The organism is Microbacterium galbinum (assembly GCF_023091225.1).
Lineage (GTDB): Bacteria > Actinomycetota > Actinomycetes > Actinomycetales > Microbacteriaceae > Microbacterium > Microbacterium galbinum.
Map to the genome: position 1 here is coordinate 2046416 of NZ_JAHWXM010000001.1, position 23361 is coordinate 2069776.

Genomic DNA, 23361 nt, shown 5'->3' on the forward strand with positions numbered 1-23361 from the left:
GTGGAGGCGATGGTCACCGGGTCGTTTCGAGGAACGCCTCGATGTCGTCGAGCACCGACTGGGCGCCCTTCGGGCCCACGCCCGACACCCAGTAGCTGGTGTCGACCGGGGTCACCGAGGGGAAGGCATCCGCGTTCTGGGCGATCGCGTCGGGGATCTCCGACTCGTCATCGACGTCGGCGACGGTGACGAAGACGTGATCGGCGGTGGCCGACAGGATGTTCTCCGGCGAGATGTCGGCCTGCAGCCCATCGGCCCAGTCCTGATCCGGGATCGTGAATCCGACGCACTCGAGCAGGCTGCCCGAGAACGACACGGGGCCGTAGAGGCTCAGCGTAGTCTCGTCGCGGGGGCGGATCAGCTGCACGGTCTGGCCGTCGACCGCGTACTCGTCGGCCAGAGCCTCGCAGCGTTCATCGACCGCGGTGAGCAGGTCGGAGACCTCGTCCTCGCGGCCCAGTGCCTCACCGATGAGCAGCGCGTTGTCGCGCCACGGGTCGGCCTGCGTCTCGATGAAGACGGTCGGAGCGATGGCCGACAGCTGCTCGTAGAGTTCGGAATGGCGGGCCTCGGTACCGAGGATCAGGTCGGGCTTCAGCGCGGCGATCGCCTCGAGGTCGGGCTCGGGAACGGTACCGACGGGTTCGACGCCGTCGGCCTCGAGGTAGGCGGGAGCGCCGGTGACGTTGCTGGCGACCGCGGCCCCGACCGGCTCGATGCCGACTGCTACGGCGGTGTCGAGCTCGAGCGGCTCGAGGGTCACGACACGCTGCGGGTCGTCGGGCACGGCCGTGGTGCCGCGGGCGTGGTCGACCTCGTGCGTTCCGCTGGTCTCGGGTGCGGGATCGCCCTCGGCGGGAGCGTCGGCGGCCGCGCATCCGGACAGCAGGAGGAGGGCGCAGGCCGAGGCAGCGAGGAGCGCGCCGGAGCGGCGACGGGCACGTGAGAGCATGACGAATCGTCTCTTTCTGAGGGAGTCGGGGGGTCGATCGGGCCGAACGAGGTTTGGCAAGGCAACCCTAACATCCGCGACAACGAGTGCCGAAGTCAGGGACCTGGGCGGTACTCGTTTCCGCGGCTCTCCCCGCAGTGCATCGATCGGTCACAGAAGTCGGTTCTCGGGGCTCAGAACCGACGTTTCGCACCGGTCAGTGCGGTGTGGGGGCGCGTGCGGGCGGAAGGCCGGGGCGCGGGGTGCGCGTGGGGGCGGGGGTTGGTCGGACGGATGCTTTGCTATAGCGTTTAGTGATGGACACTCGCCGCGCACTCATCACCGGGGCCAGCTCCGGCATCGGGACGGCCGCCGCCCTCGAACTCGCCCGCGAGGGGCTCGACGTCTGGCTGACCTACACCGGGCGCGAGGCCGAGGCCGCTCGTGTCGCCGAGGACTGCCGCGCGGCCGGGGCGTCCGATGTGCGGGTCTCGCGACTCGACCTGCGCGACCCCGCCTCGATCGATGCATTGGTCGCGGAGATCACGGATGCCTGGGGCGAACTGCACGTGCTCGTGAACAACGGCGGCGTGTGCCCCTACACGCCCTACGACGAAATCGACATCGAGGAGTGGGACGGCGTGCTCGAGACGAACGTGCGCGGCACGTTCCTGTTGACGCGCGGGTCGCTACCGCTGCTGCGCGCCGCCGCGGGCGATCGCAGCGTCATCAACCTGTCGTCGATCGCCGGACAGGTGGGCGCCCTGCAGACCGGGCTGCACTACGCCGCGAGCAAGGGCGCGATCCTGGCATTGACCCGCAGCTTCGCCCGCCACCTGGCGCCGGAGGGGATTCGCGTCAACGCCGTCACCCCGGGGCCCGTGGCCAGTGCGATCACCGATCAGCTGCAGGGCGAGGGACGCGCGAAGCTCGAGGCATCGATCCCGCTCGGGGAGTTCGGACAGCCGGCCGACGTCGCCTGGATCATCGCCTCACTCGCCTCGCCGCGGGCGGGTTTCATCACCGGCGCCACGTACGACGTCAACGGAGGCGTTCGCATTGACTGACAGCATCCACTCCCGGTCCGCGGAGCAGACCGTGCAGGACCAGCTCGACGCGTTCAACGCGCACGACCTCGAGGCTTTCGTCGCGACATACGCCTCGGATGCCGTCATCACCGGCGTCGCTCCGGAGCCGATCGTCGGCACCGCCGCGATCCGCGCCTTCTACGAGCCGCGGCTGCAGAACCCCGAGCTGTCGTGCGTGATCGAGCAGACCGTGCTCTTCGGCGACCGGTGGGTCGTCGCACAGGAGCAGGTCGTCAACGCGGGCACCGCGACCGAGACCATCGCCACCTTCGACGTCGTCGACGGGCTGATCTCGCGCGCCTCGATGCTCAAGGCGTAGGCAGGACCAGCCTCACCGACCTGGGTCGCTGAGCCCGTCGGAGCATCACGGGGCGGCCCTCCGTCTCGCTTCGCTCGGTCAGGAACCGGCGAGAAGGCTACGGTTCCTGAGCGAAGGGCGCTCGGGAACCGGAACCCGAGAAGCGCTCGCGCAGCGCGGGGTCGACGGCGACGTCGCCGAAGGATGCCGTCCACGCCCCGTCGACCGCGATCGACTGCCCCGAGAGGTACGGCGCCGCGTCCGACAGCAGGAACGCGGTGACCGCTGCGACCTCCTCGGCTCGCGCGATGCGCCCCATGGGCGGCCCCTCGGACAGTGCCCGCTCGGCGGCTATCGGGTCGACGGATGCCGCGATCTGCGCCTCGAGGTGCGGAGTGCGCACCCCGCCCGGTGCGACCGTGTTCGCACGGATGCCGAGTGCTCCGTAGGTCACCGCCACACTGCGGCTGAGCGCATCGATGCCGCCCTTCGTGAACTCGTAGGCGGCGTGGTCGACGAACGACGCCCGCCCATGGATCGAGCCGATGTTCACGATCGCCCCGGCGATGCCCTGATCCACGAAGGCCGAGACGGCGGCGGAACACCCCCAGAGGTAGCCGAAGCCGTTGATGTCGAGGATCTCGCGGACCACGCGTTCGTCGAGCTCGTGCAGCGGTGTGCGCTTCGTGATCCCCGCGTTGTTCACCCACCCGGCCAGCGGCGCGAGACCGCGGGCGACCGAGGCGGCCCGCTCGTGCGCCGCGCGATCCGACGCATCGCCGAGCACCACCTCGGCCACCACGCCGGCCTCGACCGTGCCCGATCCGGGCGAGCGCTCGAGCCCGACCACGACCCAGCCGTCGGCCGTCAGCCGCTCGGCGACCGCGCGGCCGATGCCCTTTCCGCTCCCGGTCACCACGACACTGCGCATGGCGTCAGTCATCACCCTCTCCTCCCGAGAACGCGCCGAGATCGAAGACCCCCGGATCGAGGGTGAACCCGAGGCCCGCGGCATCCGTCGGCCTGACCGTGCCGTCGAACACCGGTCCTCCGACGATGAACGACGGCGCCGGGTCGTAAGGGTTCGTGCCGCGCGCGAAGGTCTCGACGCCGATGCCGAGATGCGCCGTGACCTCGGGATACACGTGGCCCGACACCGGAACGCCACGATCCGACGCCCAGGCGATGAGTTCGCGGGCCGGCGTCACTCCTCCGACCGCCACCACGTCGAGGCGCAGCACGTCGACGGCCTCGGCCTCGACCAGTGCGCGCAGCACGGCGGGGTCGGTCACCTCGTCGCCGACGGACACGCGCAGCCCGCTCTCGCGGCGGATGCGCGCGCACCCCGCGGCGTCCTCCGGGAGCAGCGGGTCCTCGAGCCAGGCGAGGCGCGGGTCTCCCCACTGCGCGATCTCGGCCAGCGCCTCGTCGGCATCGCGCCAGCCGAAGCCGACGTCGACGACGAGACCGGTCCCCGACGGCAGATCATCGCCGAGCAGGGCCAGCAGTTCGCGCATGTATGCCGGATCGGGCATACGCGAGATCTTCACCTGCGACCACCCGTCCGCCTGGGCGAGCACCTCGTCGGCGACCTCTCGAGGCGCACGCGCCGCCGAGGGGTAGGCGGCCACGAGCATCGCGTCGCGCGGGGCGTCCCCCGTGCCGAGCATCCGCCACAGGGGCATCTCCGCCCGTCGCGCGGCGACATCCCACAGCGCGATGTCGACCAGTCCGATCGCTCGGCGCACGAGGCCGACGCGCCCGACGATCGCGGTGCCGCGCAGCATCCGGTCCCATGTCGCGGCCGGATCGTCGGCATCCGCTCCGATCGCGTGCCCCACCACGAGCCGCTCGACGATCTCGGCCATCGGCGCCTCGCGCGACAGGCAGTAGGCGACGCCCGAGAAACCATCGGCGTCGGATGCGCGCACCGCGCTGTACTCGCGCCGGGTCACCGTCATCGCCCCGAGGTGCAGGGGCGCCGGAAGGGGCAGCACCGCCGTCGCCGTGTCGATGCGCGCGATGCCGGTCATGCGGGCTTCTTCGCGAGCGGCACACCGTAGTCGACGAGGAATCCGCCGTCGACGTACAGCGTCTGCCCGTTCATGTAACGCGATTCGTCGGACACGAGAAAGCTCACGGCCGCCGCGATCTCGCTCGCCTCGGCCAACCGCCGGGCCGGGATGCGCGACAGGATCGTGTCGAGGCTGAGCGTGCCCGCCTCGACGCCCTGACGGAACACCCCGGTGTCGACGTAACCCGGGGCGACCGCGTTGACCCGCACGCCGCGCGCGGCCCACTCGGCACCGGCGGTCGCGGTGAGACCGATCACGGCGGCCTTGGTCGTGGCGTACGGCGCGCGTCCGGCCGAGCCGCGCGACGAGATCGACGAGATGTTCACGATGCGGCCATCCCCGCGCTCGAGCATCCGGCGTCCGGCCGCCTGCAGCGCCGAGAAGACGCCGTGCAGGTTCACGTCGACGACCGCCTGCCATTCGCTCCACGTGAGGTCTTCGATCCCGCGATGCCGCTGGATCCCGGCGTTGTTCACGAGAACTTCGATGGGCCCGAGCTCGGCTTCGATGTCGCCGAACACGCGATCGACGCCGTCGTGATCGGTGACGTCGAGCTCGCGCCAGAGGATGCCGGCGGGGTTCTCACCGGCGGTGAGTCCGGGCACGCGATCGGCGGCGACGACGAGGTAGCCGTCGGCCGCGAGACGCTGGCCGATCTCCCAGCCGATGCCGGCGGAACCTCCGGTGACGATGGCGACGAGACGGGTCATTTCTCTCCTGGGGTCGTGGTCGCCAGAAGCGCGGCGACGAGGTCGGTGGCGTGCTTCTCGAGAAGCTCGAGAGCGCCGGGGGCGAGCGGGGTCTGCCAGGCCTGGTAGGCGCCGCGGTCGTAGGCGTCGCGCGTGGGGAGGTACACGAAGCCGGGTCCGTTCGCGAGGTTCATCACGACGATCGGGTTCTCGGGGAACCTCGCGCGCAGGGTCGTCTGCAACCGCGAGTACGCCTCGCCCGGGTGTCCGACGATCACCGCATCGCCGAGACGCCACGCCCACACGGGGTGCGCGACGGTCGGACCGTCGATGTACCCCTCGCGCAGATTGCGCGCGCGCCCGAGGCGCTCCTCGCGGGAGCGCGGATCGATGTCGGCCCACTCGCGCGCCAGATCGTCGAGCGTCGGCAGGTCGCGCAGGGGGAGGGAGACGGATGCCGTGACGCCGGCCGAGCGCCCTTCGTCTCGTCGCTCCGCTCCTCGCTCAGGGACCCGTTTGCGCCCCGCCCACACCGCCAGCGGCGCACCCGACTCGACGATGCGATCGAGCGTGAGTTCCTCGCCCGGAACCGGCAGCGCGTCCACCGCCGCGAGCACGGCGTGCCCGAGCGAGCGGCCGTGACGATCGGCCACCGTCACATCTCCCGTGTACTGCTCGCGCGGGGCGAGTTCGCCCGACGCGCCCTGCACGAACAGGCACGGGGCACCGGTCGCCGCCTCCACGACCTCTCGCATCGCGCCCACGTAGTCGGGCGACACCGCGCGACTCTGCCACGCGAGCGTCGTCGGGTGGCAGGCGTAGTTCACGAGCGTGGCGCGCACGCGACCTGCGACGCTCACCCGACCGATCACGACGGTGTCGTCGGCGACGGCATCCGGGTGGAAACCCACGAGCGCACGCCCGTCGAGATCGAGTTCGCGGTCGGCGGCGAGGGTGCAGTGTCCGGTCGTCCATTCGATCAGGCCGGCCTCGGCGGTGCTCAGCGCCTCGCGTCCGGCCGCGATGCCCGCGGCGGCGAGCGCATCGAGGTACCCGGGGATGAACTCGCCGCCGGGCAGATGCGCGTCGGCGGCGCAGAGCACGGCGCCCGCGTGCGTGTGCGAGAGCGAGAGCATGAGCTGGTCGGGAGCGAGCCCGAGGCCCGCGAGGATCGACCCGCGCACCCCCTGCTCGTCGGCGACCCGCCGCCACCAGGTGCCGTCGACCGCGAGCAGAACACGCGGACGGTCGTCGTCGCCGATCATCGCGAGGGCCGTCAGCTCGAACGGCCGATGCGCGCCCTCGGAGCGCTCCCAGTCGGCGGGCCCCCAGTTCTTGGCGCGGATGCCGGTGGGTGGCGTGATGTCTCGGCGCGCCACCCCGACCCGCAGCGCGCTGCGCGGAATGCGAATGCTGTCACCCAGAGCGGTGTTCATCGTGGGTGCTCCCGTCGTTCGGCCGTCTCATCGACCGATGCCATAGCATCGGTGCGAGCGTGCGACCTCGGAACCCCGAGCTCCGCCGATCGCCGCCCGTTCGGAAGGACTCCCCCGATGCGCACCGTGTCAGACCAGAACATCGCCGAGCAGGTCGCCGACGAGCTGCGCGCCGCGATCCACTCCGGCGAGCTCGCCCCCGGGGAGCGCCTGGTCGAGCGCAAGCTCGCCGACCGCCTCGGCGTCAGCCACATCCCGGTGCGCGAAGCCCTCACGCGGCTCGCCGAGGAGCGGCTCATCGTGCGCGAACCCCGCCGGGGTGCACGGGTCGCGGAGTTGACGGCATCCGATCTCGACGACATCTCGAGCCTGCGCATCGTGCTCGAGCAGTTCATGGCGATCCGGGTGCAGGAGCGGTGGAACGCGGATGCCGCGACGCGCCTCGAGACGATCGTCACCGCGATGGGCGCCGCCGCCCCCGGCGACGTCGACGAGGTGCTGCGGCAGGACCGGCTGTTCCACGAGACGCTCGCGGAACTGGCGGAGCACCGCTTCCTCGACGAGGTCAGCGCGCAGCTGCGCGGACGCATCGCCGGGTTCATCCGCGCCGCGAACGCCGCCCTCGACGTCGACGAGCAGGAGGAGCACGTGCGCAGCCACCAGGTGATCGTCGACGCGCTCGCGAGCGGCGACCCCGACCGCGTGCGCACCGTCGTCGCCGGGCACATCGCCCGAGCGGTCGAACGCATCACCCCGACGACAGGAGCAGACGCATGACCGCCAGAACGATCGTCCTCACCGGAGCATCCGACGGCATCGGCGCGGCCGCGGCCCGCCAGCTCGCCGCGACCGATCACCGGCTGATCCTCGTGGGGCGCTCGCCCGAGAAGACGAAGGCCGTGGCCGACGACACCGGCGCCGAGTACTTCTTCGCCGACTTCGCCCGCCTCGACGACGTGCGCGAGCTGGCCGCGAAGCTGACGGATGCCGTGGGCGCCGACGGCATCCACGTGCTGGCGAACAACGCCGGCGGCATCTTCGGCGACCGCACGCCCACGGTCGACGGTTTCGAGAAGACCATCCAGGTCAACCACCTCGCGCCGTTCCTGCTGACGAACCTGCTGATGCCGACGCTGCTGGCGTCGAAGGCGGCGGTGATCAACACGTCGAGCGTCGGGCACCGGCTCTTCGGGCACATCGACGTCGACGACCTCGACAACTCGAAGAAGTTCAGCGCCAACAAGGCCTACGGCGACGCGAAGCTCGCGAACGTGCTCTTCACGAAGAGCCTGCACACGAAGTTCCACCCCGACGGCTTGAGCTCGGTCGCCTTCCACCCCGGCACCGTGCAGACGAACTTCGCCTCGGACTCGTCGAGCCTGATGCGGCTCGTCTACCGGAGTTTCCTCGGCAGGCTGCTGCTCACGAGCACAGAGGAGGGCGGCGCGATCCTGCGCTGGTTCATCGAGGGAACCCCCGATGAGACGTGGTTCTCGGGCGCCTACTACGACGAGCGCACGCTGTCGTCGAAGACCAACCCGCAGGTCGACGACCCCGCCCTCGCCGAGGCCCTCTGGCAGCGCAGCGCGGAGCTCGTCGGGCTGTAGGGGATCCGGCGACTTCGATACTCTTCCGGAATGCCTCTCGCACTCGTCACCGGAGCCGCACGGTCGAACAGCATCGCCGCGGGAATCGTGCCCCGCCTGCGCGCCGACGGCTGGACCGTCGTGACCAGCGACCTCGACAGCGGCGACCACCCCGCCGACCTCTCCGACCCGGCCGCGCCCGAAGCCCTGATCGACCGTGTGCGTCGCGACCACGGCGAGCTCTCGGCCCTGGTCCTGAGCCATGCCCACGACGTGGAGTCGGGCATCCTCGACACGACCGCCGAGAGCTTCGACCGGCACGTCGCGGTCAATGCGCGTGCGAGCCTGCTGCTCATCGCCGCCTTCGCGCGTCAGGTCGGGCCCGACGGCGGTGCGGTCGTGGCCTTCACCAGCGACCACACCACCGGCAACCTCCCCTACGGAGCATCCAAGGGCGCACTCGACCGCATCGTGATCTCGGCCGCCCGCGAGCTGGGCCCGCAGGGCATCTCGGCGAACGTCGTCAACCCGGGGCCGATCGACACCGGATGGATGGACGACGAGATCCGCGATGCGCTGACCCCGATGCATCCGCTCGGCCGTGCGGGCACGCCGCGAGACATCGCCGGCATCACCGCCTTCCTGCTCTCGCCCGAGGGTCGGTGGATCTCCGGCCAACTCCTGCACACCGACGGCGGCTTCTCGGCCCGCTACTGACGCGGATGCCGCGCGGCGGGGCCCTTCGACAAGCTCAGGGACCCAGGTCTGCGCGCGGCGGGGCCCTTCGACAAGCTCAGGGACCCGGTCGCAAGAAACTGGGGCGCTGAGCCTGTCGAAGCGCCCGCCACGCATGAGCACCTCAGACCGTGACGTTCGCGGTGTCGACGACGCGGTCGCCCGCGGCGGGGAAGGCCGTGCGCGTCACGCCGGACTCGACGTTGGCGGTGTGCACGAGCGTCGACGACGACCCGAAAGCCCCGTCGCCGAGTTCGATCGCGCCGCCCTCGAAGCGGTTGCCGACCGCACGGTAGTGCGTGGCGCCGGTGGTGATCGACACGTGCGTCGCCGCCCCCTCGGCGCGGAACGTGCTGTCGGACAGCGCCACGTGCAGCTCGCCCGCTCCGGTGCGCGCCAGGCCCGTGCCGCCGACGTTCACGACGTCCGACCCCGCGACCTCGATGGTCTGGCGCTCGCCCCGCGCCGCCGCCACACGGGCGTTGCGCAGGGTCGAGCCCTCGAACCGCAGCCGCTCCGACTGCGACACGATCGGTGCGGCGTCGTCCGCTCCCACGAGCGTCGACCCCCGGAACGTCACGGCACCCGGGCCCGTGATCTTCAGTCCGCCCACTCCGTTGAGCACCGTGTCGACGAAGGTGACCGGGGTGGTGACGGCCGCACTCGTCAGCTCGCCGCCGGCCGCGACGAAGGTGACGTGCGAGCCCTCGATGAGGTTCGGCCGCGACGAGGCATCCGACTGCTGGGTGATGATGAGCGTGTCGGATGCCGTGCACCCGCGCAGCTGCGCACCGTCGGCGTTGATCCACAGCATGCCGGAGCCCGCGAGCGACGGCTTGCCGATGACCTGCACGTCTTCGAGCGTGAGGTCGGTGATGCGCACGCGGGCGACGAACCACGAGCACACGTGCTTGCGCACCGTGATGCGCTTGGCCGCCGAACCCCATGCCGCACCGGAGTTCGCGAAGGTCATGAGCCCCGAGTTGCCGGTGTAGGTGAGGTCGTGCTCGTACTGGCCGTGGGTGACGAACGGTCCCTGGTCGTCACCGTCGCCGTGGCAGTTCTCGACGAGGCAGTAGGCGCTCGCGGTGAAGTCGTTGAGGTGGCGCGCGTTGGCCGTATGGCAGTTCGCGACGTAGCCGTAGAGGCAGTAGATCTGCTGCGTCAGGTACCCGGCACCACCCCAGGTCACCGAGGTGGGGTTCTTGAGCGTGCAGCTCACGGTCGAGTAGTAGGTGTTCCAGCGGCGCTGGATCAGCGGCCAGAAGGTGCCGGTTCCGTCGATGTGGTCGACGTCGCAGCGCACCGCGTACTCGAAGGCGAGGGGGTGCGACCCGGTGTACTCGTCGGTCCCGGTGCCGAGGAACTTCAGGTTCGAGACCGTCACGTCCTGCACGGGCAGCACGTGACGCCAGGTCATCGTGCGGTCGGCGGCGAGCGGCCAGCCGTTCTTGTAGTTGATGCGGATGTGCGTGCCGTCGACGATCTGCGTCACCTGCACCAGTCTCTGCAGCTCGCGCTCCCAGCGGCCGGCGAGCGCGTTCACCTCGGCCGCGTACCAGTCGCCGACCGTGAAGAACGACGAATCGGCGACCGGGAAGACGTCGCCGAGGTCGGGCACGACCTCGTTCAGGCGCGCCTCCTGCGCCGCACCCGTCACCTCGCCCTGGAAGAACATCACGGCGGCGAACGGGTCGTCCTTGCCGGCGTTCTCGATGCCGACGGTCGTCATCAGGTGGTTGCCGAAATCGAAGGCGATGCCCGAGCGGCGGAAGATGTGCCGACGCACGAAGTTGAGGTCGCTGTGCGCCTCGACGCGGTGGATGCTCGGATCGTTCACCATCGCATCGAGCGCATCATCGGCGTTCACGCTCGCGTCCATGATCCCGAACGCGCGGAAGTCGACGACGCCGTGATGCACGAGCACCCACGCGCCCTCCTTCCGCGCGGCGATGACGGTGCCGCCGTTCACGGCCGGGGCGTCCTTTTTCACGAACCGGTAGAGGCCGTTGCCACCGTCACCCGGCGCCGCGTAACCGCTCGTGCGTACGAGGTCGCCCGCCTTGCCCTTCAGCGAGGGCAGGTCGGTCGCGAGACCGGCGTTGCCGACGTCCTTCGAGCCCGAAGAGCTCATCGGCGCCACCGGGCCGGCGGCCTGCGCGGGTGTCTGCACCGCGACCGCCGCCACACCGCCGAGGGCGGCGGCGCCGAACCCGGCGAGCAGCATGCGTCTGCTGCGCAGCGCGGCGGTCGAGGTGGTGCTGTCGGTGTCGTGCGTGATCGTCATGTCGTACCTCCTTGCGGCAGCGTGGCCGCGGTCGGGCGTGCGGCCTCGCGGTCGTCACGCAACATCCGGTTCAGTCCCCAGAGCCCCCAGAGGTCTTCGGTTTCATGCCATCGACGCCAAGTGCGCGCGATCGACGGCATGGGCGAGCGGTCGACCCGAAGCGAAGCGATCGAGCTCGTCGGCCACGATGCGCCCCTGGCGCAGCCGGCCCTCGGTCGTGCCGGCCGCCCGGTGCGGCGTGAGCAGCGCGCCGGTCAGCGTGCGCAGCGGATGCTCCGCACCGAGGGGCTCCTCGTCGAACACGTCGATCGCGGCGCTGAGACGCCCCGCTCGCACCTCGTCGACGAGCGCCTCCTCATCGACGAGCCAGGAGCGCGCGGTGTTCACGAGACCGGCGCCGTCGGGCATCAGAGCCAGTTCCCGGCGTCCGATGAGATGGTGGGTCTCGGGCAGCGTCGGCGCGTGCACGGCGACGATCCGCGCCCGCTCCATGGCGGCGTCGAGCGTGACGAGTTCGGCACCCAGAGCGGATGCCGCGGCCCGATCGAGCGTCGGGTCGACGAGCAGCGGACGCGCGCCCAGCAGCCGGATGAGTTCGAGGTAGGCGCGACCCGTGCGCGATGCCCCGATCACCGCGATCGGGGCATCGAGGATCTCGTGCTGCGCCGGGACGCCCGCGTCCCAGCCGCCGCCCCGCAGCCCGTTGTGCATCTCGGGCACGCGATGCAGCAGCGCGAGCGTGAAGGCGAGCGACACCTCCGCGACCGATCGCGCCATGCCCGCCCCCGCCTGCGTGACGACGACGCCCCGGTCGAACAGCTCCGCGGTCGCGAACGCCTTGATCGAGGCACCCGTGTGCGCGACGAGCTCGAGCCGCGGCATCCGGTCGAGCACGGCGGCGTCGAACGGATCGATGCCCCAGCTCGTGATCACGACGCGCACCTCGTCGAGCGGCGCATCCGTCAGCCGGTCCACCCGCACGAACGATCCCCCCAGCCGCCCGGCGACCCCCTCGAGGCGATCGGCATCGTCGGGCGAGAAGAACTCCGCGTACAGCGCCTCGGACACCACTGCGACCACGACGGGGAGGGCGCTCATCGCAACCAGTCCTCGCGGTGCGCGGCGATGAACGCGTCGTCGTTCAGCGCGGGGTAGGCCCGGCGTACGCGGGCGATCTCCTCGGCCTGCCCGGGGGAGAGGCCCTCGGCGGGGTCGAGGCACCAGGTGCCCTCGAGCAGACCCTGCTGTCGCAGCATCTCGTGCACTCCCGCGATCACGCCGTGGAAGTCGTTGCCCGGGTCGAACACCGCCTGGTTGACGTCGACCATGTCGGAGGCGAGGAGGCTCAGCTCGCGATAGGCCGTGGCATCCCCCGCCATCGCACGGTGCGCCTTCTCGAGCAGCGCGACCGCGGCGCGCGTGCCGACGGCCCACTGGCCGAGCAGTCCGCCGACGAAGCGCAGCGTGCGCGGCCCGTCGGGCGACTCGACGTGGAACTCCGCGAGCAGGTCGGCGACGATCGCATCGTCGTTGCCGGTGTACAGCGCGATCGCGTCGGCACGACCGGATGCCGCGACCCCGCGCACCAGTTCGAGGGTGCGGTAGCGGTCGAAGGGCGCCGCTTTCACGGCCACGACCGCGGGGATCGCCGCGAACTCGCGCCAGAAGTCGCGGTCGAGAACCGGGCCGCCGATCGCGGTCTGCAGGTAGAAGCCTACGAGCGGCAGCACCTCGCCGACGGCGCGGGCGCGGTCGAGCAGCGCGCGCTCGTCGGCACCCGCGACGCGCGGGCTGATGAGCACCGCGTCGTAGCCGAGCGAGCGTGCGAGCTCGGCTTCGGCGACCGCCTGCGCGGTGTCGCCGGCCACCCCGGCGATGCGCACGAGAGCGGGATCGGAGCGGGCATCCATCTCTTCGGCCGCGAGCGCGAGCACCGGCTCGAAGAGGGCGTGCTCGGGGTCGCGGATCTCGAACTGCGTGGTGTGCACGCCGACGGCGAGGCCCCCGGCCCCGGCGTCGAGGTAGTAGCGCGACAGGGCGCGCTGGCGACGCTCGTCGAGTGCGCGATCGGCGGTCAGTGCGAGCGGATGCGCGGGGATCACCGCGCCGCGGGCCAGAGTGGCCGCGGCTTCGGGACGCAGCGACGGCACGGTCGCGGTACGCGCGGCGGAGGTCGCCATCAGAACTTCCCGTCCCGCACGGCCCACTTGGTGGGCTTGGCGATCATGGGCAGGCCGCCCGCGATCCAGTCGGCCTGCATCGCGATGAGCGTCTCGGCCGACACCGACGGGTAGCCGAACAGCGCCATGCACCGACGCGCATCGCTGAGCAGCGCGGTCGGCTGGGGCTCGTCGACGAGGTCGACCTCGCGGTCGAACAGCGCTCCGAAGCGGCTGGCGATCGACTCGACGCTCAGCAGCTCGGGACCGGTGAGGTTGATCGTGAACGGGTCGGTGGAGGCGTGGTTCAGACTGCGCAGCACCACCTCGTTCGCGTACCCCTGCCAGATCACGTTGACGTTGGCGGTGGCGACCGACACCGGCTCACCCGCGTTCACCGCGCTGCCGATGTCGGCGAGCACGCCGTAGCGCAGATCGACGGCGTAGTTGAGGCGGAGGATCGCGACCTTCGTCCCGCGCTCCTGCGCACCGAACTCGAACACCCGCTCGCGTCCGAGGCACGACTGCGCGTACTCGCCGATCGGTGCGGGAGCGAGCTCTTCCGATGCTCCGCCCGACGACGCCGGCACGAAGGGGTAGACGTTCCCGGTCGACAGCACCGAGATCGCGCTGTCGCGGTAGCGGCGGGCGACCCGGTCGGGCAGCGCCGCGTTGACCTCCCACGCCCACGAGGCGTTGGTCGCGGCCCCGAACTTCGCCCCCACCATGAACACCACGTTCGGGGCATCCGGCAGCGACGAGAAGTCGTCGTTCTCGATGAGGTCGAACGGCACGACGCGCACGCCGGCCTTCTCGAGGCGCGCACGGATCTCGGCGTCGCCGAACCGCGAGACGGCGTAGACCGCATCGGCCTCACGGCCCGCGGCATCCATTCCCCGACGGGCCAGCATCGCGAGGGTCGGGCCCATCTTTCCGCCGGCCCCGAGGATGACGAGGTCGCCCGAACCGCTCGCGAGGTCGTCGACGAGCGCGTCGCTCGGTGTCGCGAGGGCCTCCTCGAGATCGGCCTCGGAGGTGAAGTGGCGCTGAGGCATGTGGTGCTTTCCCTTCTTCTCAGCTGGTGTCTCTAGCCCTTGATGCCGGTGCCCGTGACGCCCTCCTGCACGTAGCGCTGAGCGATCAGGTACGCGAGGAAGATGGGCAGCAGCGCGACGACCGACCCCGCGAGCATCGTGCTCAACGGGACGTTCTGCTGCTGCAGCGACGAGATGCCGACGGTGAGGGTGAACATCGAGTTCGACTTGGCGATGATGAGCGGCCACAGGAAGTCGTTCCAGTGCCACAGGAACACGAAGATGCCGAGGGTCGCGAGGATCGGCTTGCACAGCGGCAGGACGATGCGCAGGAAGATGCGGAACTCGCCCGCACCGTCGATCCGCGCGGCCTCGAACAGTTCGTCGGGCAGCCCCTGGATGAACTGGCGCATGAGGAACACGGCCTGCGCGTTCGCGAGCGTCGGCAGGATGAGGCCCCAGTAGGTGTCGATGCCGCCGAGGTTCGCCATCAGGATGAACGTCGGGATGAGGGTGACGTGGAACGGCACCATCACCATCGCGAGGAACGACCAGAACATCACCTCCTTGCCGCGGAAGCGCTTCTTGGCGAACGCGTACCCGGCGAGCGCCGACAGGAACAGCACGGCGACGACCGAGACGAGCGAGTAGACGAGCGTGTTGAACAGCCAGCCGAGGATGTTCTGCCCGCCGAGCACCTGCTCGTAGGACTCGAAGGAGATGTCGGTCCAGGGGATCAGCGATCCGGGAAGGTCGACCACCATGCCGGGCTTGAGGCTCAGCACGACCATGGCGTAGAAGGGGAAGAAGCTCAGGATGCCGGCGAGGCTCAGCCAGATCCACCGCACGACCACGCCCATGCGGGTCGGTTCGAGGGCGCGGAACGAGCGATGGCGGCGCGGGGCGGCCGGTTTCTGCGGCGGCGCCGAGACCGGCGTCTGCGTGGGCGGCTGGATCAGGGCGGTCATTTCTGCTTTCCGATCACGAGGCGCTGGATGAGGGCGACCACGAGGGTCATCACGAAGAGGGCGACACCGACCGCGGCCGCGTAGCCGTAGTCGAAGTACCGGAAGCCCTGGTCGTAGAGCAGGTAGACGAGCGAGTAGCTGGCGTTCGCCGGCCCACCCTGGGTCATCACGTAGATGACGTCGAAGACCTGGAAGGCGGCGGTCGTCTCGATCACCGCGAGGAAGAAGAACGTCGGGCGCAGGTACGGCAGCACGATGTAGCGGAAGCGTTTCCACGCCCCTGCCCCGTCGACCAGCGCCGCCTCCTCGAGCTCGCGAGGGACGTCCTGCAGGGCCGCGATGATGATCATCATGCCGTAGCCGAACCGCGACCAGACGCCCACGACGACGATCGCGGGGATGACGAGCACGGTGCTGCCGAGCCACGAGCCGCCGAGCCCGAGCGGAGCCATGAGCTGCGACCAGGGCCCGTTGCTCGAGAAGATCCAGACGAAGATGCTGCCCGCGAGCACGAGCGAGGTGATGACGGGGAGGAAGAAGATCGACCGGAAGAACCGCGCACCGCGGAACGCGCGTCGCACCCCCAGCGCCATGATCGTCGAGAGCGCCAGGGAGATCGGCACGGCGAAGACGGTGTAGACGAGCGTCGTGCCCATCGCCCGCCAGAAGAGCGGATCGGCGACGAGTCGCTGGAAGTGGTCGAGTCCCCGCCACGCGATCTCACCGGAGATGTCGTAGTCGAAGAAGCTCAGCGCGACGCCGGCGATGCTGGGGCCGAAGCGGAACGCGATGAAGAGCAGGAAGGCGGGGAGCACGAAGAGGTACGCCACCCGCGCCTCGCGCCGGGCGAGCAGGCGGGTCACCGTGCCCTGCGGCTTCTTCGGCATGGTTGCCGTCGTCATGAGAACCTCACGTCGGGTCGGGAAGGGACGGGGGTGCGCAGCGGATGCCGCGGCGCACCCCCGTGGTCACTACTTGATGAGCGGGGCCGCGGCGGTCGCGGCATCCTTCAGCGCGTCGGCCGGGGACTTCTGACCCAGCAGCGCCGCCTGGATCTCGGGGGCGAGCACGCCCATGAGCGCACGCGAGCTCTCGTTCAGCTCGCCCACCGTCGTGTCGGGCACGTACTTCTCGACCTCGCCGAGGAGCGGGTCGTCGGCGTAGAGCGGCTCGGTGGTGCTGAGCGCCGAGAAGTACCCGGCGGCGGTGAGGTAGGGCTCGACGACCTCGGCGCTGGTGGCGTACTCGGCGAACTTCGCCGCGGCATCCTGCGCCTTCGATCCCTTGAGCACCGAGAGCGAACCGGCCGTGCCGTAGGCCACCGACTTCTCATCGGTGAGCGGAGCGAGCACCTTGACGTTCTCCTCGCCCCAGAACGGAGCGACCTCGGTCACGCCGTTGTTCCAGGTGCAGGCGACCTTGCCCTGAGCGATCGCGGTCTGCTCGAGCGGCACGTTGGTGGTGAGCGCCTCGGGGTCGAGGGCCCCCGCCTCGGCCAGATCGGTGATGAAGGTGAGCGCCTCTTCGCCGGCCTTGCTGTCGAAGCCGACTTCGCCGTCGTCGTAGACCTGTCCCCCGGCCTGCCAGAGCAGCGGGTAGAAGGTGAGGTTGAGGGTGTTCTCCGCCGACGCCGGGTAGTTCAGCACGTACATGTCGGCCGCCGTGAACTCCGGCGCGATGTCGATGATGTCGTCCCAGGTCTCGGGGTACTCGGTCACGCCCGCGGCCTCGAAGGCGGCGGCGTTGCAGATGAGCGGCTGGGCGCTGGTCAGGATCGGCGCCCCGAGGATGTCGCCGTCGATCGTGACGGACTCCTTGACGTTGGGGAGCAGGTCGTCCTGCCGCTGCTCGCTGAGCAGGTCGTTGAGCGGGGCGATCGACGACTGGTACGCCGACAGCTGGTCGGGGATGAGGTAGACCACGTCCGGACCCTTGCCCGCGGCGATCGCCGTCTGCAGGGACTCGTCGCGGTTGGCCCACGGGAAGATCTCGTAGTTCACGTCGATGCCGTCGTTCTCGGCCTCGAAGGCCTCGATCGTCGAGTCCCAGAAGTCCTTGTGCACCGCCTCGTCGGCGATGACCGGGTAGAGCCAGACCGTGATGCTCTGGTCTCCTTCAGCGGTGCTTCCTCCGCCGGCCGAACATCCGGCCAACAGGGTGGCGGTCGCGACTCCCGCGACGACGCCGGTGATCTTGCTGACGCGCATGGTGCTCCTTTGCTTGAACCGTGCTGAGTACGGTTCATTATGACATCGGGATGGGATAATTCGTCAAGGACAAGTTCTCAGACGGTTGTTTCCGCCGTGTTTCCGGCTCGAGAACGTCCGAGCCTGATCTGAGAATCCGGTGTGCTAACTTGTTCGCACACCGACCACGTCGATGAAGAGAGGACCGCACATGGGCGTGTCAGGCCAGCTGTCGATCGTCGCGCGATCCGCGCTGCAGCTCCGCGATGGCGGGCCCTCGACGGTCAACGACCTCTCCCGGTCGCTCGAGATCTCGCGCACCTCGGTCGAGAACGCCGTGTCGGTGCTGAGCGATTCGGGGCTGATCGTCGACGCCCCCGTCGCGAGCGTCGGCGGAGCCGGCCGCCCCGCGCGGCACTACTCGTTCCACGCCGAGGCGGGCACCGTCGTCGGAGTCGACATCGGCGTCGCGAGCGTGCGCGTGCTCCTCTCCGACCTCGCCGGCCGCGTGATCGCCCAGCGCAGCTTCCCCGGGGTCGAAGCGCACCCCGACGGCGCCGCCAAGCTCGCGGCCGTGATCGACGACGTGCGGCAGACACTGGGCGGAGCATCCGTCGCCTCGTCCCGCGTGCGGGCCATCGGCGTCTCGCTCCCCGGTCTGGTCGACGACGCCGGCCGCGTGGTGCTCTCGGTCGTGATCCCCGAGTGGTCGGGGGCCGACATCGGTGCGCAGCTGCGTCAGGCGTTCGGCTGCCCCGTCTCGGTCGACAACGGCGTGCGACTCGCCGCGGTCGCCGAGCACCACCTCGGGGTGGCACAGCTCGTCGACGACGTCATCTACCTCTCGGTGGGTAACCGCATCTCGATGGGACTCATCCTCGGCGGGCGCCCGCGGCGCGGCATCCACAACGCCGCCGGCGACATCGGCCGCCTCGCCTTCCGCGGCCTCAACACCGAGACCGGGCAGATCTCGTGGCGCACCGCCCCGACGGCCGCGGAGGTGTTCGCCGCCGCGCGGGCCGGGGACCGTGCCGCGCAGGACGAGCTGGACGACTTCATCGAGGAACTCGCGCACGGCATCGCGACCCTCACGATGACCGTCGACCCCGCCATGATCGTGATCGGCGGCGGTCTGTCGGCGGCGCACGAGCAGCTGCTCGATCCACTGCGCCAGGCGCTCCCCCGGCATCTGGGACTGCCGTTCCAGGTGCCCCTCGCCGAAGCGCGCCTCGGCGGCGAGGCCGCGGCGCACGGCGCGGTCGTGCACGCCTTCCAGCGGCACGCCGCCGACATCTACGGCATCGACGACATGCCGGTGCCGCCCATCACCCCGCTGCCGCACGACACGGCATCCCCCACCCCCGAGGAGACGAAGTGAGCACCCTGAAGGTCGGACTCATCGGAGCCGGCGGCATCTCGCGCGTGCACGCCGACGCCTGGAGGGCGCTGGGCGCACAGGGCTACGTGACCTCGCTGGCGGGTGCCGAGGAGATCGCCGAGGAGTACGGGTTCGAGCTCGTCGCCGATGTCGACGCGCTGATCGACCTGGTCGACCTCGTCGACATCGTGACTCCCAGCAGCACGCACGCCGACTTCGCGCTGCGCGCCATCGCCGCCGGCCGCGACGTCGTCTGCGAGAAGCCGCTGGCGGCGACGTCGATCGACGCCGCACGGGTGACGGATGCCGCGGCCGCCGCGGGTGTGCGCCTCTTCCCCGCGCACGTCGTGCGTTACATGGGCGAGTACGCGCAGATCAAGGCCGCCGTCGACGCGGGGCGCATCGGAACTCTCGCCGTGCAGCGGTTCAGCCGGGCCGGTGCCGCGCCGCAGTCGCCGTGGTTCTTCTCCGAGAGCGCGGGAGGCGGGTTGATCCGCGACCTCATGATCCACGACATCGACCAGGCCCTGTGGTTCGCGGGAGACGTGTCGCAGGTGTTCGCGGTGCAGAACCCGCCGACGATCGACGACCGCGTGCCCGCTCCCGTCACCTCGCACATCGTGCTGACGCACGCGAACGGGGTCATCAGCCACATCCACGGCAGCTGGGTCGCGCCCGGCATCCCGTTCCGTACGAGCGTCGAGGTCGCGGGCTCCGAAGGACGCCTGCGATACGACAGCGCCGAGGACCGCACGCTGCGCACGGATGCCGCAGCCCTCCCCGGTGCCACCGACTACCTGCCGCCGATGTCGCCGCAGGACAGCCCGTACTACGCCGAGATCGCCGATTTCGTGGCAGCGCTGCGCGAAGGGCGGGAGGCGCGGGTGACACCGGCCGACGGCATCCGCGCGGTCGCCGTCGCCGAGGCGGCAATCGCGTCGATCACCGCCGGGACGCCCGTCTCCCCCATTCCCTCGCCGACCGAGGAGGTCGTCCGATGACCACGCCCCTGCGGATCGCCGTGCTGTCGTTCGCGCATACGCACGCCCTCAGCTACGTGCACGCCCTGTCGGCGATGCCCGGCATCGAGCTGATCGCGACCGACCCCGACGGGGCAGCGGCGCCGGATGACGCGCCGCGCGGGGCCGCACTGGCCGCCGAGCTCGGCGTCGCGTACGTCGAGACTTACGACGAGGCGTTCGCCTGGAAGCCGGATGCCGTCGTCGTCGCGGCCGAGAACTCCCGGCACCGGGCGCTGGTCGAGCGCGCCGCCGCCGAAGGAGTGCACGTGCTGTGCGAGAAGCCGCTCGCGACGACGGTCGAGGATGCCGTCGCGATGCGCACCGCCTGCGACGACGCCGGAGTGATCCTGATGGTCGCCTACCCCGTGCGCTTCGCGCCCGCCGTGCGCGACGCGATCGCCGAGCTGCGCAGCGGACGCCTCGGCCGGGTGCTCGGTGTCACCGGCATCAACAACGGCAAGCTGCCGCAGGATCGCGCGTGGTTCACCGACCCGTCGCTGGCCGGCGGCGGGGCTCTCGTCGACCACGTCGTGCACTGCGCCGATCTGCTCGACGACCTTCTGGGTGAGCGCGCCGCGTCGGTGAGGGCCGTGTCGAACGGCATCCTGCACGGCCAGCGCGACCTCGCCGTCGAGACCGGAGGGCTCGTGACCCTGCAGTACCCGAGCGGCGTCATCGCCACGATCGACTGCTCGTGGAGCTGGCCGATGAGTTCGGCGACCTGGGGCGGACTCACCCTGCAGGTCGTCGCCGAGCGCGGCACCGTCACCGTCAGCCCGTTCGCGAAGGGTGTGGCCGGTCACGACGCCGCGGGCGAGACCTGGGACCCGATCGGCGCCGATCTCGACGCCCTGCTGCTCGAGGAGTTCGTCGCGTCCGTGCGCGCCGGGCGTCAGCCGCAACCCGACGCCGGTGTCGGCATCCGCACCGTCGAGATCGTGAAGGCCGCCCAGGCCTCCGCCGCTCGCGCGGGCGAGGTCGTCACCCTGTAGCCCGGCTGGCCCTTCGCTGAACTGGGTCTCTGAGCCTTGCCGGCAGCCCCCACCCCGCTCCGGGCGGAGATCATCGCGTCGGGCGGAAGCATCCACCCGATTCCTCCGCCCAACGCCGAGTTCTCCGCCCGAGACGTCGCCCCTCCCCCGCGCACAACGCAGGAGTTCTCCCGCAGCACAGGAGCGGATGCCGCACACACTCCTCCGTTGCGCGAGAACTCCTCCCGAGCGCGCGGGCGGGATGCTTCGGCAGGCTCAGCGACCCAGTTCCTAGACCCGCAGCGCCCCTGCGCTGAACTCGGTCCCTGCGCCTGTCGAAGGGTCCCAGCACGCAGAAACCTGCCAGAACCGAGGAGTATGCTCTCCCCTTGGGTCGAGTGACCCGATGAGTCCCGAAAGGCGGTGATGGCGATGTCCGACGATAGTAACGACGCCGCCCTCGCTGCGTCGCGACTCCCTGCGCTCGCGCGTTGAGCATCCGCTCCGCGTTCGCACGTCGATCTCCGCAGTCCCGGGTGGCGTCCTCCGCATCCTGACGAACCCGCGCACCCGACCCCGGTCGGTGTGCGCCTGCGAGAGAAGAAGCACTCCCATGGCCCTGATCGACAACGGCGTGTACGTCCACGGACGTCGCGTGGAGACCCCCCAGAACCTCGACGAGACCTACCGCATCCTCGACTCCGTCGGTGGCATCGCGTGGATCGGCCTCTACCGACCGAGCCCCGAAGAGGTCGCCTCGGTCGCGCGCGAGTTCGATCTGCATCCGCTCGCCGTCGAAGACGCGCTCTCGGGCCACCAGCGCTCCAAGGTCGAGCGCTACGGCGACACGCTCTTCGCGGTGCTGCGGCCGGCGCGCTACCGCGACGAGCAGGAGTCCGTCGAGTTCGGCGAGCTGCACCTGTTCGTCGGCCCCGACTTCGTGGTGACGATTCGCCATGCCGAGTCGCCCGACCTCGCGGCCGTGCGGCGGCGGATGGAGGCGCACCCGGAGCTGCTCGCGATGGGACCCGAAGCCGTGCTCTACGCGATCCTGGACGAGGTCGTCGACGAGTACGAGCCGATCGTCGCAGGGCTCGAGAACGACATCGACGAGATCGAGGACCAGCTCTTCGGCGACAGCGACGACGACGCGCTCTCCCGGCGTATCTACGAGCTCTCGCGCGAGGTCATCAACTTCCAGCGGGCGGTGCACCCGCTCACCGGCATGCTCGAGTGGCTGCGCCGAGGGTCCGACAAGTACCGCATCGACGAGGAACTGCAGCGGTCGCTGCGCGACGTGCTCGACCACACGATCCGCGTGAACGAGCGGGTCGACTCGTTCCGCGCGATCCTCGAGAACGCCCTGCGCGTGCACTCCGCCCTCGTCGCGCGGCGCCAGACCGACACGAGCATCGCCCAGAACGACGAGATCAAGAAGATCTCCTCGTGGGCGGCGATCATCTTCGCCCCGACTCTCGTCGGCACCGTCTACGGCATGAACTTCGAGGTCATGCCCGAGCTGCACTGGGCGTTCGGCTACCCGCTCGCTCTCGGCGCAATGGCGGCGTTCGCGATCGGTCTCTTCGGGATCTTCAAGTACAAGCGCTGGCTCTGAGCGCGGCGGCGCGCGCCCCGGGAGGAGAACTCGGCTTCCGCAGGAGGCATCCGCTCTTTCGATCCTGCGGAGCGTGAGATCTCCTCCCGTTGCGTGGCCGCATGCACGACGTCGGATGCTGTGGATAGGGTCGGAGGCGTGTCCGACACCACCGCCCCCACCGCCGCGTCCGATCTCGCCCGCCTCGCCGACCTGCTCGCGGGCGGCGACCCGCTGACCTGGGTGATCACCGGAGACTCGATCACCCACGGCCTCGTCTTCACGCAGGGCGGCCGCAGCTACACCGAGCACCTGCACGAACTCGTTCGCGGTGAGCTCGAGCGGGTGCGCGACATCGTCGTGAACTCGGCGATCAGCGGGCATCGGATCGTCGACATCCTCGGAGACTTCGAGCGCCGGGTGTCGTCGTGGCGGCCCGACGTCGTGACGCTGATGATCGGCACGAACGACCTCTCGACCGGTGGACCGCAGCCGGTCGTCTCGCCCGAGGAGTATGCCGCCTCGCTGCGCGAGTTCGTCGCACGGGTGCGGGCGCTCGGCGCGATCGCGGTGCTGCAGACCCCGCCGCCGATCGACGTCGCCAACGCCCCGGAGCGCGCCCGTGTCGCCGAATTCGCGGATGCCGTGCGGCAGGTCGCCGCGAGCGAAGACGTCATCCTCGTCGATCAGTACGCCCGGCTCATCGAGCTCGGCGCCGGCGGAATCCCGTGGGGGCTGATGGGCGACCCGTTCCACCCGAACGCGGCCGGGCACGCCGCCCTCGCGCTCGAGATCGCGACGGTGCTCGGCATCCGCCCGAAGCCGGAGCGCTCACGCACGCTGCCGCTGCTCGAGGCGCAGGTCGGCGCGGCGCGCATCTACAGCTGAGCGGTCGCGCGGGGTGCCCCTTCGACAGGCTCAGGG

General features: G+C 70.4%; 22 protein-coding genes. 10 read left to right on the forward strand and 12 right to left on the reverse strand.

Annotated features, from left to right (window positions below):
- Positions 1-13 precede the first annotated feature (13 nt).
- On the reverse strand, positions 14-952 hold the full coding sequence (locus tag KZC52_RS09795) for an ABC transporter substrate-binding protein (RefSeq protein ID WP_247623860.1): 939 nt from the start codon (positions 950-952) through the stop codon (positions 14-16).
- A 296-nt stretch (positions 953-1248) separates the two neighbouring features.
- On the opposite strand from KZC52_RS09795, the gene KZC52_RS09800 reads away from it, so the two are divergent.
- On the forward strand, positions 1249-1998 hold the full coding sequence (locus tag KZC52_RS09800; RefSeq protein ID WP_247623861.1) for an SDR family NAD(P)-dependent oxidoreductase: 750 nt from the start codon (positions 1249-1251) through the stop codon (positions 1996-1998).
- Positions 1991-2338 carry a nuclear transport factor 2 family protein gene (locus KZC52_RS09805; protein WP_247623862.1) on the forward strand — a complete coding sequence of 116 codons (348 nt, stop codon included), beginning with the start codon at positions 1991-1993 and terminating at the stop codon, positions 2336-2338. Before KZC52_RS09800 ends, KZC52_RS09805 begins: the two co-directional genes overlap by 8 nt.
- A gap of 97 nt (positions 2339-2435) precedes the next feature.
- Here the strand turns inward: KZC52_RS09805 and KZC52_RS09810 are convergent, their stop codons facing one another.
- Genes KZC52_RS09810 through KZC52_RS09825 form a run of 4 tightly spaced genes read right to left on the reverse strand, consistent with a single transcriptional unit; the run spans position 2436 to position 6517 of the window.
- Entirely contained in the window at positions 2436-3260 is an 825-nt protein-coding gene (locus KZC52_RS09810) for an SDR family NAD(P)-dependent oxidoreductase (RefSeq protein ID WP_247623863.1), read from the reverse strand.
- On the reverse strand, positions 3253-4350 hold the full coding sequence (locus KZC52_RS09815; RefSeq protein WP_247623864.1) for a mandelate racemase/muconate lactonizing enzyme family protein: 1098 nt from the start codon (positions 4348-4350) through the stop codon (positions 3253-3255). The genes KZC52_RS09810 and KZC52_RS09815 overlap by 8 nt, the downstream gene beginning before the upstream one ends.
- Positions 4347-5102 carry an SDR family NAD(P)-dependent oxidoreductase gene (locus tag KZC52_RS09820; protein WP_247623865.1) on the reverse strand — a complete coding sequence of 252 codons (756 nt, stop codon included), beginning with the start codon at positions 5100-5102 and terminating at the stop codon, positions 4347-4349. Before KZC52_RS09820 ends, KZC52_RS09815 begins: the two co-directional genes overlap by 4 nt.
- Positions 5099-6517, reverse strand: coding sequence for a hypothetical protein (locus KZC52_RS09825; protein WP_247623866.1), 1419 nt, complete (start codon positions 6515-6517; stop codon positions 5099-5101). The genes KZC52_RS09820 and KZC52_RS09825 overlap by 4 nt, the downstream gene beginning before the upstream one ends.
- Positions 6518-6634: 117 nt before the next feature.
- Between KZC52_RS09825 and KZC52_RS09830 the strand changes: the two genes are divergently transcribed.
- Genes KZC52_RS09830 through KZC52_RS09840 form a run of 3 tightly spaced genes read left to right on the forward strand, consistent with a single transcriptional unit; the run spans position 6635 to position 8820 of the window.
- The gene (locus tag KZC52_RS09830) at positions 6635-7294 is read left to right on the forward strand and encodes a GntR family transcriptional regulator (protein ID WP_247623867.1); all 660 of its coding nucleotides are present in this window, start codon (positions 6635-6637) and stop codon (positions 7292-7294) included.
- Positions 7291-8124 carry an SDR family NAD(P)-dependent oxidoreductase gene (locus tag KZC52_RS09835; protein WP_247623868.1) on the forward strand — a complete coding sequence of 278 codons (834 nt, stop codon included), beginning with the start codon at positions 7291-7293 and terminating at the stop codon, positions 8122-8124. Before KZC52_RS09830 ends, KZC52_RS09835 begins: the two co-directional genes overlap by 4 nt.
- 30 nt (positions 8125-8154) lie before the next feature.
- Entirely contained in the window at positions 8155-8820 is a 666-nt protein-coding gene (locus tag KZC52_RS09840) for an SDR family oxidoreductase (protein WP_247623869.1), read from the forward strand.
- A 142-nt stretch (positions 8821-8962) separates the two neighbouring features.
- On the opposite strand, the gene KZC52_RS09845 is transcribed toward KZC52_RS09840, so the two are convergent.
- The 7 genes from KZC52_RS09845 to KZC52_RS09875 form a co-directional block, all read right to left on the reverse strand.
- On the reverse strand, positions 8963-11125 hold the full coding sequence (locus KZC52_RS09845) for a peptidase C14 (protein WP_247623870.1): 2163 nt from the start codon (positions 11123-11125) through the stop codon (positions 8963-8965).
- A 102-nt stretch (positions 11126-11227) separates the two neighbouring features.
- On the reverse strand, positions 11228-12223 hold the full coding sequence (locus tag KZC52_RS09850) for a hydroxyacid dehydrogenase (protein WP_247623871.1): 996 nt from the start codon (positions 12221-12223) through the stop codon (positions 11228-11230).
- Positions 12220-13305 carry a dihydrodipicolinate synthase family protein gene (locus tag KZC52_RS09855; protein ID WP_247623872.1) on the reverse strand — a complete coding sequence of 362 codons (1086 nt, stop codon included), beginning with the start codon at positions 13303-13305 and terminating at the stop codon, positions 12220-12222. The genes KZC52_RS09850 and KZC52_RS09855 overlap by 4 nt, the downstream gene beginning before the upstream one ends.
- Positions 13305-14339: an NAD-dependent epimerase/dehydratase family protein gene (locus tag KZC52_RS09860; protein ID WP_247623873.1), complete on the reverse strand. Its 1035-nt coding sequence runs from the start codon at positions 14337-14339 to the stop codon at positions 13305-13307. The genes KZC52_RS09855 and KZC52_RS09860 overlap by 1 nt, the downstream gene beginning before the upstream one ends.
- 32 nt (positions 14340-14371) lie before the next feature.
- A complete protein-coding gene (locus tag KZC52_RS09865) occupies positions 14372-15286 on the reverse strand; it encodes a carbohydrate ABC transporter permease (protein WP_247623874.1) in 915 nt (304 codons plus the stop codon).
- Positions 15283-16188 carry a carbohydrate ABC transporter permease gene (locus KZC52_RS09870; RefSeq protein WP_247623875.1) on the reverse strand — a complete coding sequence of 302 codons (906 nt, stop codon included), beginning with the start codon at positions 16186-16188 and terminating at the stop codon, positions 15283-15285. The genes KZC52_RS09865 and KZC52_RS09870 overlap by 4 nt, the downstream gene beginning before the upstream one ends.
- Before the next feature lie 69 nt (positions 16189-16257).
- Entirely contained in the window at positions 16258-17493 is a 1236-nt protein-coding gene (locus tag KZC52_RS09875) for an ABC transporter substrate-binding protein (protein ID WP_247623876.1), read from the reverse strand.
- Positions 17494-17683: 190 nt separating this feature from the next.
- Here KZC52_RS09875 and KZC52_RS09880 point away from each other — a divergent pair, with 190 nt between their 5' ends.
- The 5 genes from KZC52_RS09880 (at position 17684) to KZC52_RS09900 (ending at position 23325) form a co-directional block, all read left to right on the forward strand.
- Positions 17684-18850 (forward strand): ROK family transcriptional regulator, encoded by a 1167-nt coding sequence (locus KZC52_RS09880; protein WP_247623877.1) that lies wholly within the window; start codon positions 17684-17686, stop codon positions 18848-18850.
- Complete coding sequence (locus KZC52_RS09885) at positions 18847-19851, forward strand: Gfo/Idh/MocA family protein (RefSeq protein ID WP_247623878.1); 1005 nt, start codon at positions 18847-18849, stop codon at positions 19849-19851. The genes KZC52_RS09880 and KZC52_RS09885 overlap by 4 nt, the downstream gene beginning before the upstream one ends.
- Entirely contained in the window at positions 19848-20864 is a 1017-nt protein-coding gene (locus KZC52_RS09890) for a Gfo/Idh/MocA family protein (RefSeq protein ID WP_247623879.1), read from the forward strand. The genes KZC52_RS09885 and KZC52_RS09890 overlap by 4 nt, the downstream gene beginning before the upstream one ends.
- A 592-nt stretch (positions 20865-21456) precedes the next feature.
- Positions 21457-22458 (forward strand): magnesium/cobalt transporter CorA, encoded by a 1002-nt coding sequence (corA, locus tag KZC52_RS09895; RefSeq protein ID WP_247623880.1) that lies wholly within the window; start codon positions 21457-21459, stop codon positions 22456-22458.
- Positions 22459-22596: 138 nt separating this feature from the next.
- Positions 22597-23325, forward strand: a complete 729-nt coding sequence (locus KZC52_RS09900; protein WP_247623881.1) for an SGNH/GDSL hydrolase family protein — start codon at positions 22597-22599, stop codon at positions 23323-23325.
- Positions 23326-23361 lie beyond the last annotated feature (36 nt).

Excerpts from the sequence above, each read along its gene's own strand:
- KZC52_RS09795 (WP_247623860.1), bottom strand. The coding sequence starts at position 952 with ATGCTCTCACGTGCCCGTCGCCGCTCCGGCGCGCTCCTCGCTGCCTCG.
- KZC52_RS09800 (WP_247623861.1), top strand. The coding sequence starts at position 1,249 with ATGGACACTCGCCGCGCACTCATCACCGGGGCCAGCTCCGGCATCGGG.
- KZC52_RS09810 (WP_247623863.1), bottom strand. The coding sequence starts at position 3,260 with ATGACTGACGCCATGCGCAGTGTCGTGGTGACCGGGAGCGGAAAGGGC.
- KZC52_RS09815 (WP_247623864.1), bottom strand. The coding sequence starts at position 4,350 with ATGACCGGCATCGCGCGCATCGACACGGCGACGGCGGTGCTGCCCCTT.
- KZC52_RS09820 (WP_247623865.1), bottom strand. The coding sequence starts at position 5,102 with ATGACCCGTCTCGTCGCCATCGTCACCGGAGGTTCCGCCGGCATCGGC.
- KZC52_RS09825 (WP_247623866.1), bottom strand. The coding sequence starts at position 6,517 with ATGAACACCGCTCTGGGTGACAGCATTCGCATTCCGCGCAGCGCGCTG.
- KZC52_RS09830 (WP_247623867.1), top strand. The coding sequence starts at position 6,635 with ATGCGCACCGTGTCAGACCAGAACATCGCCGAGCAGGTCGCCGACGAG.
- KZC52_RS09835 (WP_247623868.1), top strand. The coding sequence starts at position 7,291 with ATGACCGCCAGAACGATCGTCCTCACCGGAGCATCCGACGGCATCGGC.
- KZC52_RS09840 (WP_247623869.1), top strand. The coding sequence starts at position 8,155 with ATGCCTCTCGCACTCGTCACCGGAGCCGCACGGTCGAACAGCATCGCC.
- KZC52_RS09845 (WP_247623870.1), bottom strand. The coding sequence starts at position 11,125 with ATGACGATCACGCACGACACCGACAGCACCACCTCGACCGCCGCGCTG.
- KZC52_RS09850 (WP_247623871.1), bottom strand. The coding sequence starts at position 12,223 with ATGAGCGCCCTCCCCGTCGTGGTCGCAGTGGTGTCCGAGGCGCTGTAC.
- KZC52_RS09855 (WP_247623872.1), bottom strand. The coding sequence starts at position 13,305 with ATGGCGACCTCCGCCGCGCGTACCGCGACCGTGCCGTCGCTGCGTCCC.
- KZC52_RS09860 (WP_247623873.1), bottom strand. The coding sequence starts at position 14,339 with ATGCCTCAGCGCCACTTCACCTCCGAGGCCGATCTCGAGGAGGCCCTC.
- KZC52_RS09865 (WP_247623874.1), bottom strand. The coding sequence starts at position 15,286 with ATGACCGCCCTGATCCAGCCGCCCACGCAGACGCCGGTCTCGGCGCCG.
- KZC52_RS09870 (WP_247623875.1), bottom strand. The coding sequence starts at position 16,188 with ATGACGACGGCAACCATGCCGAAGAAGCCGCAGGGCACGGTGACCCGC.
- KZC52_RS09875 (WP_247623876.1), bottom strand. The coding sequence starts at position 17,493 with ATGCGCGTCAGCAAGATCACCGGCGTCGTCGCGGGAGTCGCGACCGCC.
- KZC52_RS09880 (WP_247623877.1), top strand. The coding sequence starts at position 17,684 with ATGGGCGTGTCAGGCCAGCTGTCGATCGTCGCGCGATCCGCGCTGCAG.
- KZC52_RS09890 (WP_247623879.1), top strand. The coding sequence starts at position 19,848 with ATGACCACGCCCCTGCGGATCGCCGTGCTGTCGTTCGCGCATACGCAC.
- corA (WP_247623880.1), top strand. The coding sequence starts at position 21,457 with ATGGCCCTGATCGACAACGGCGTGTACGTCCACGGACGTCGCGTGGAG.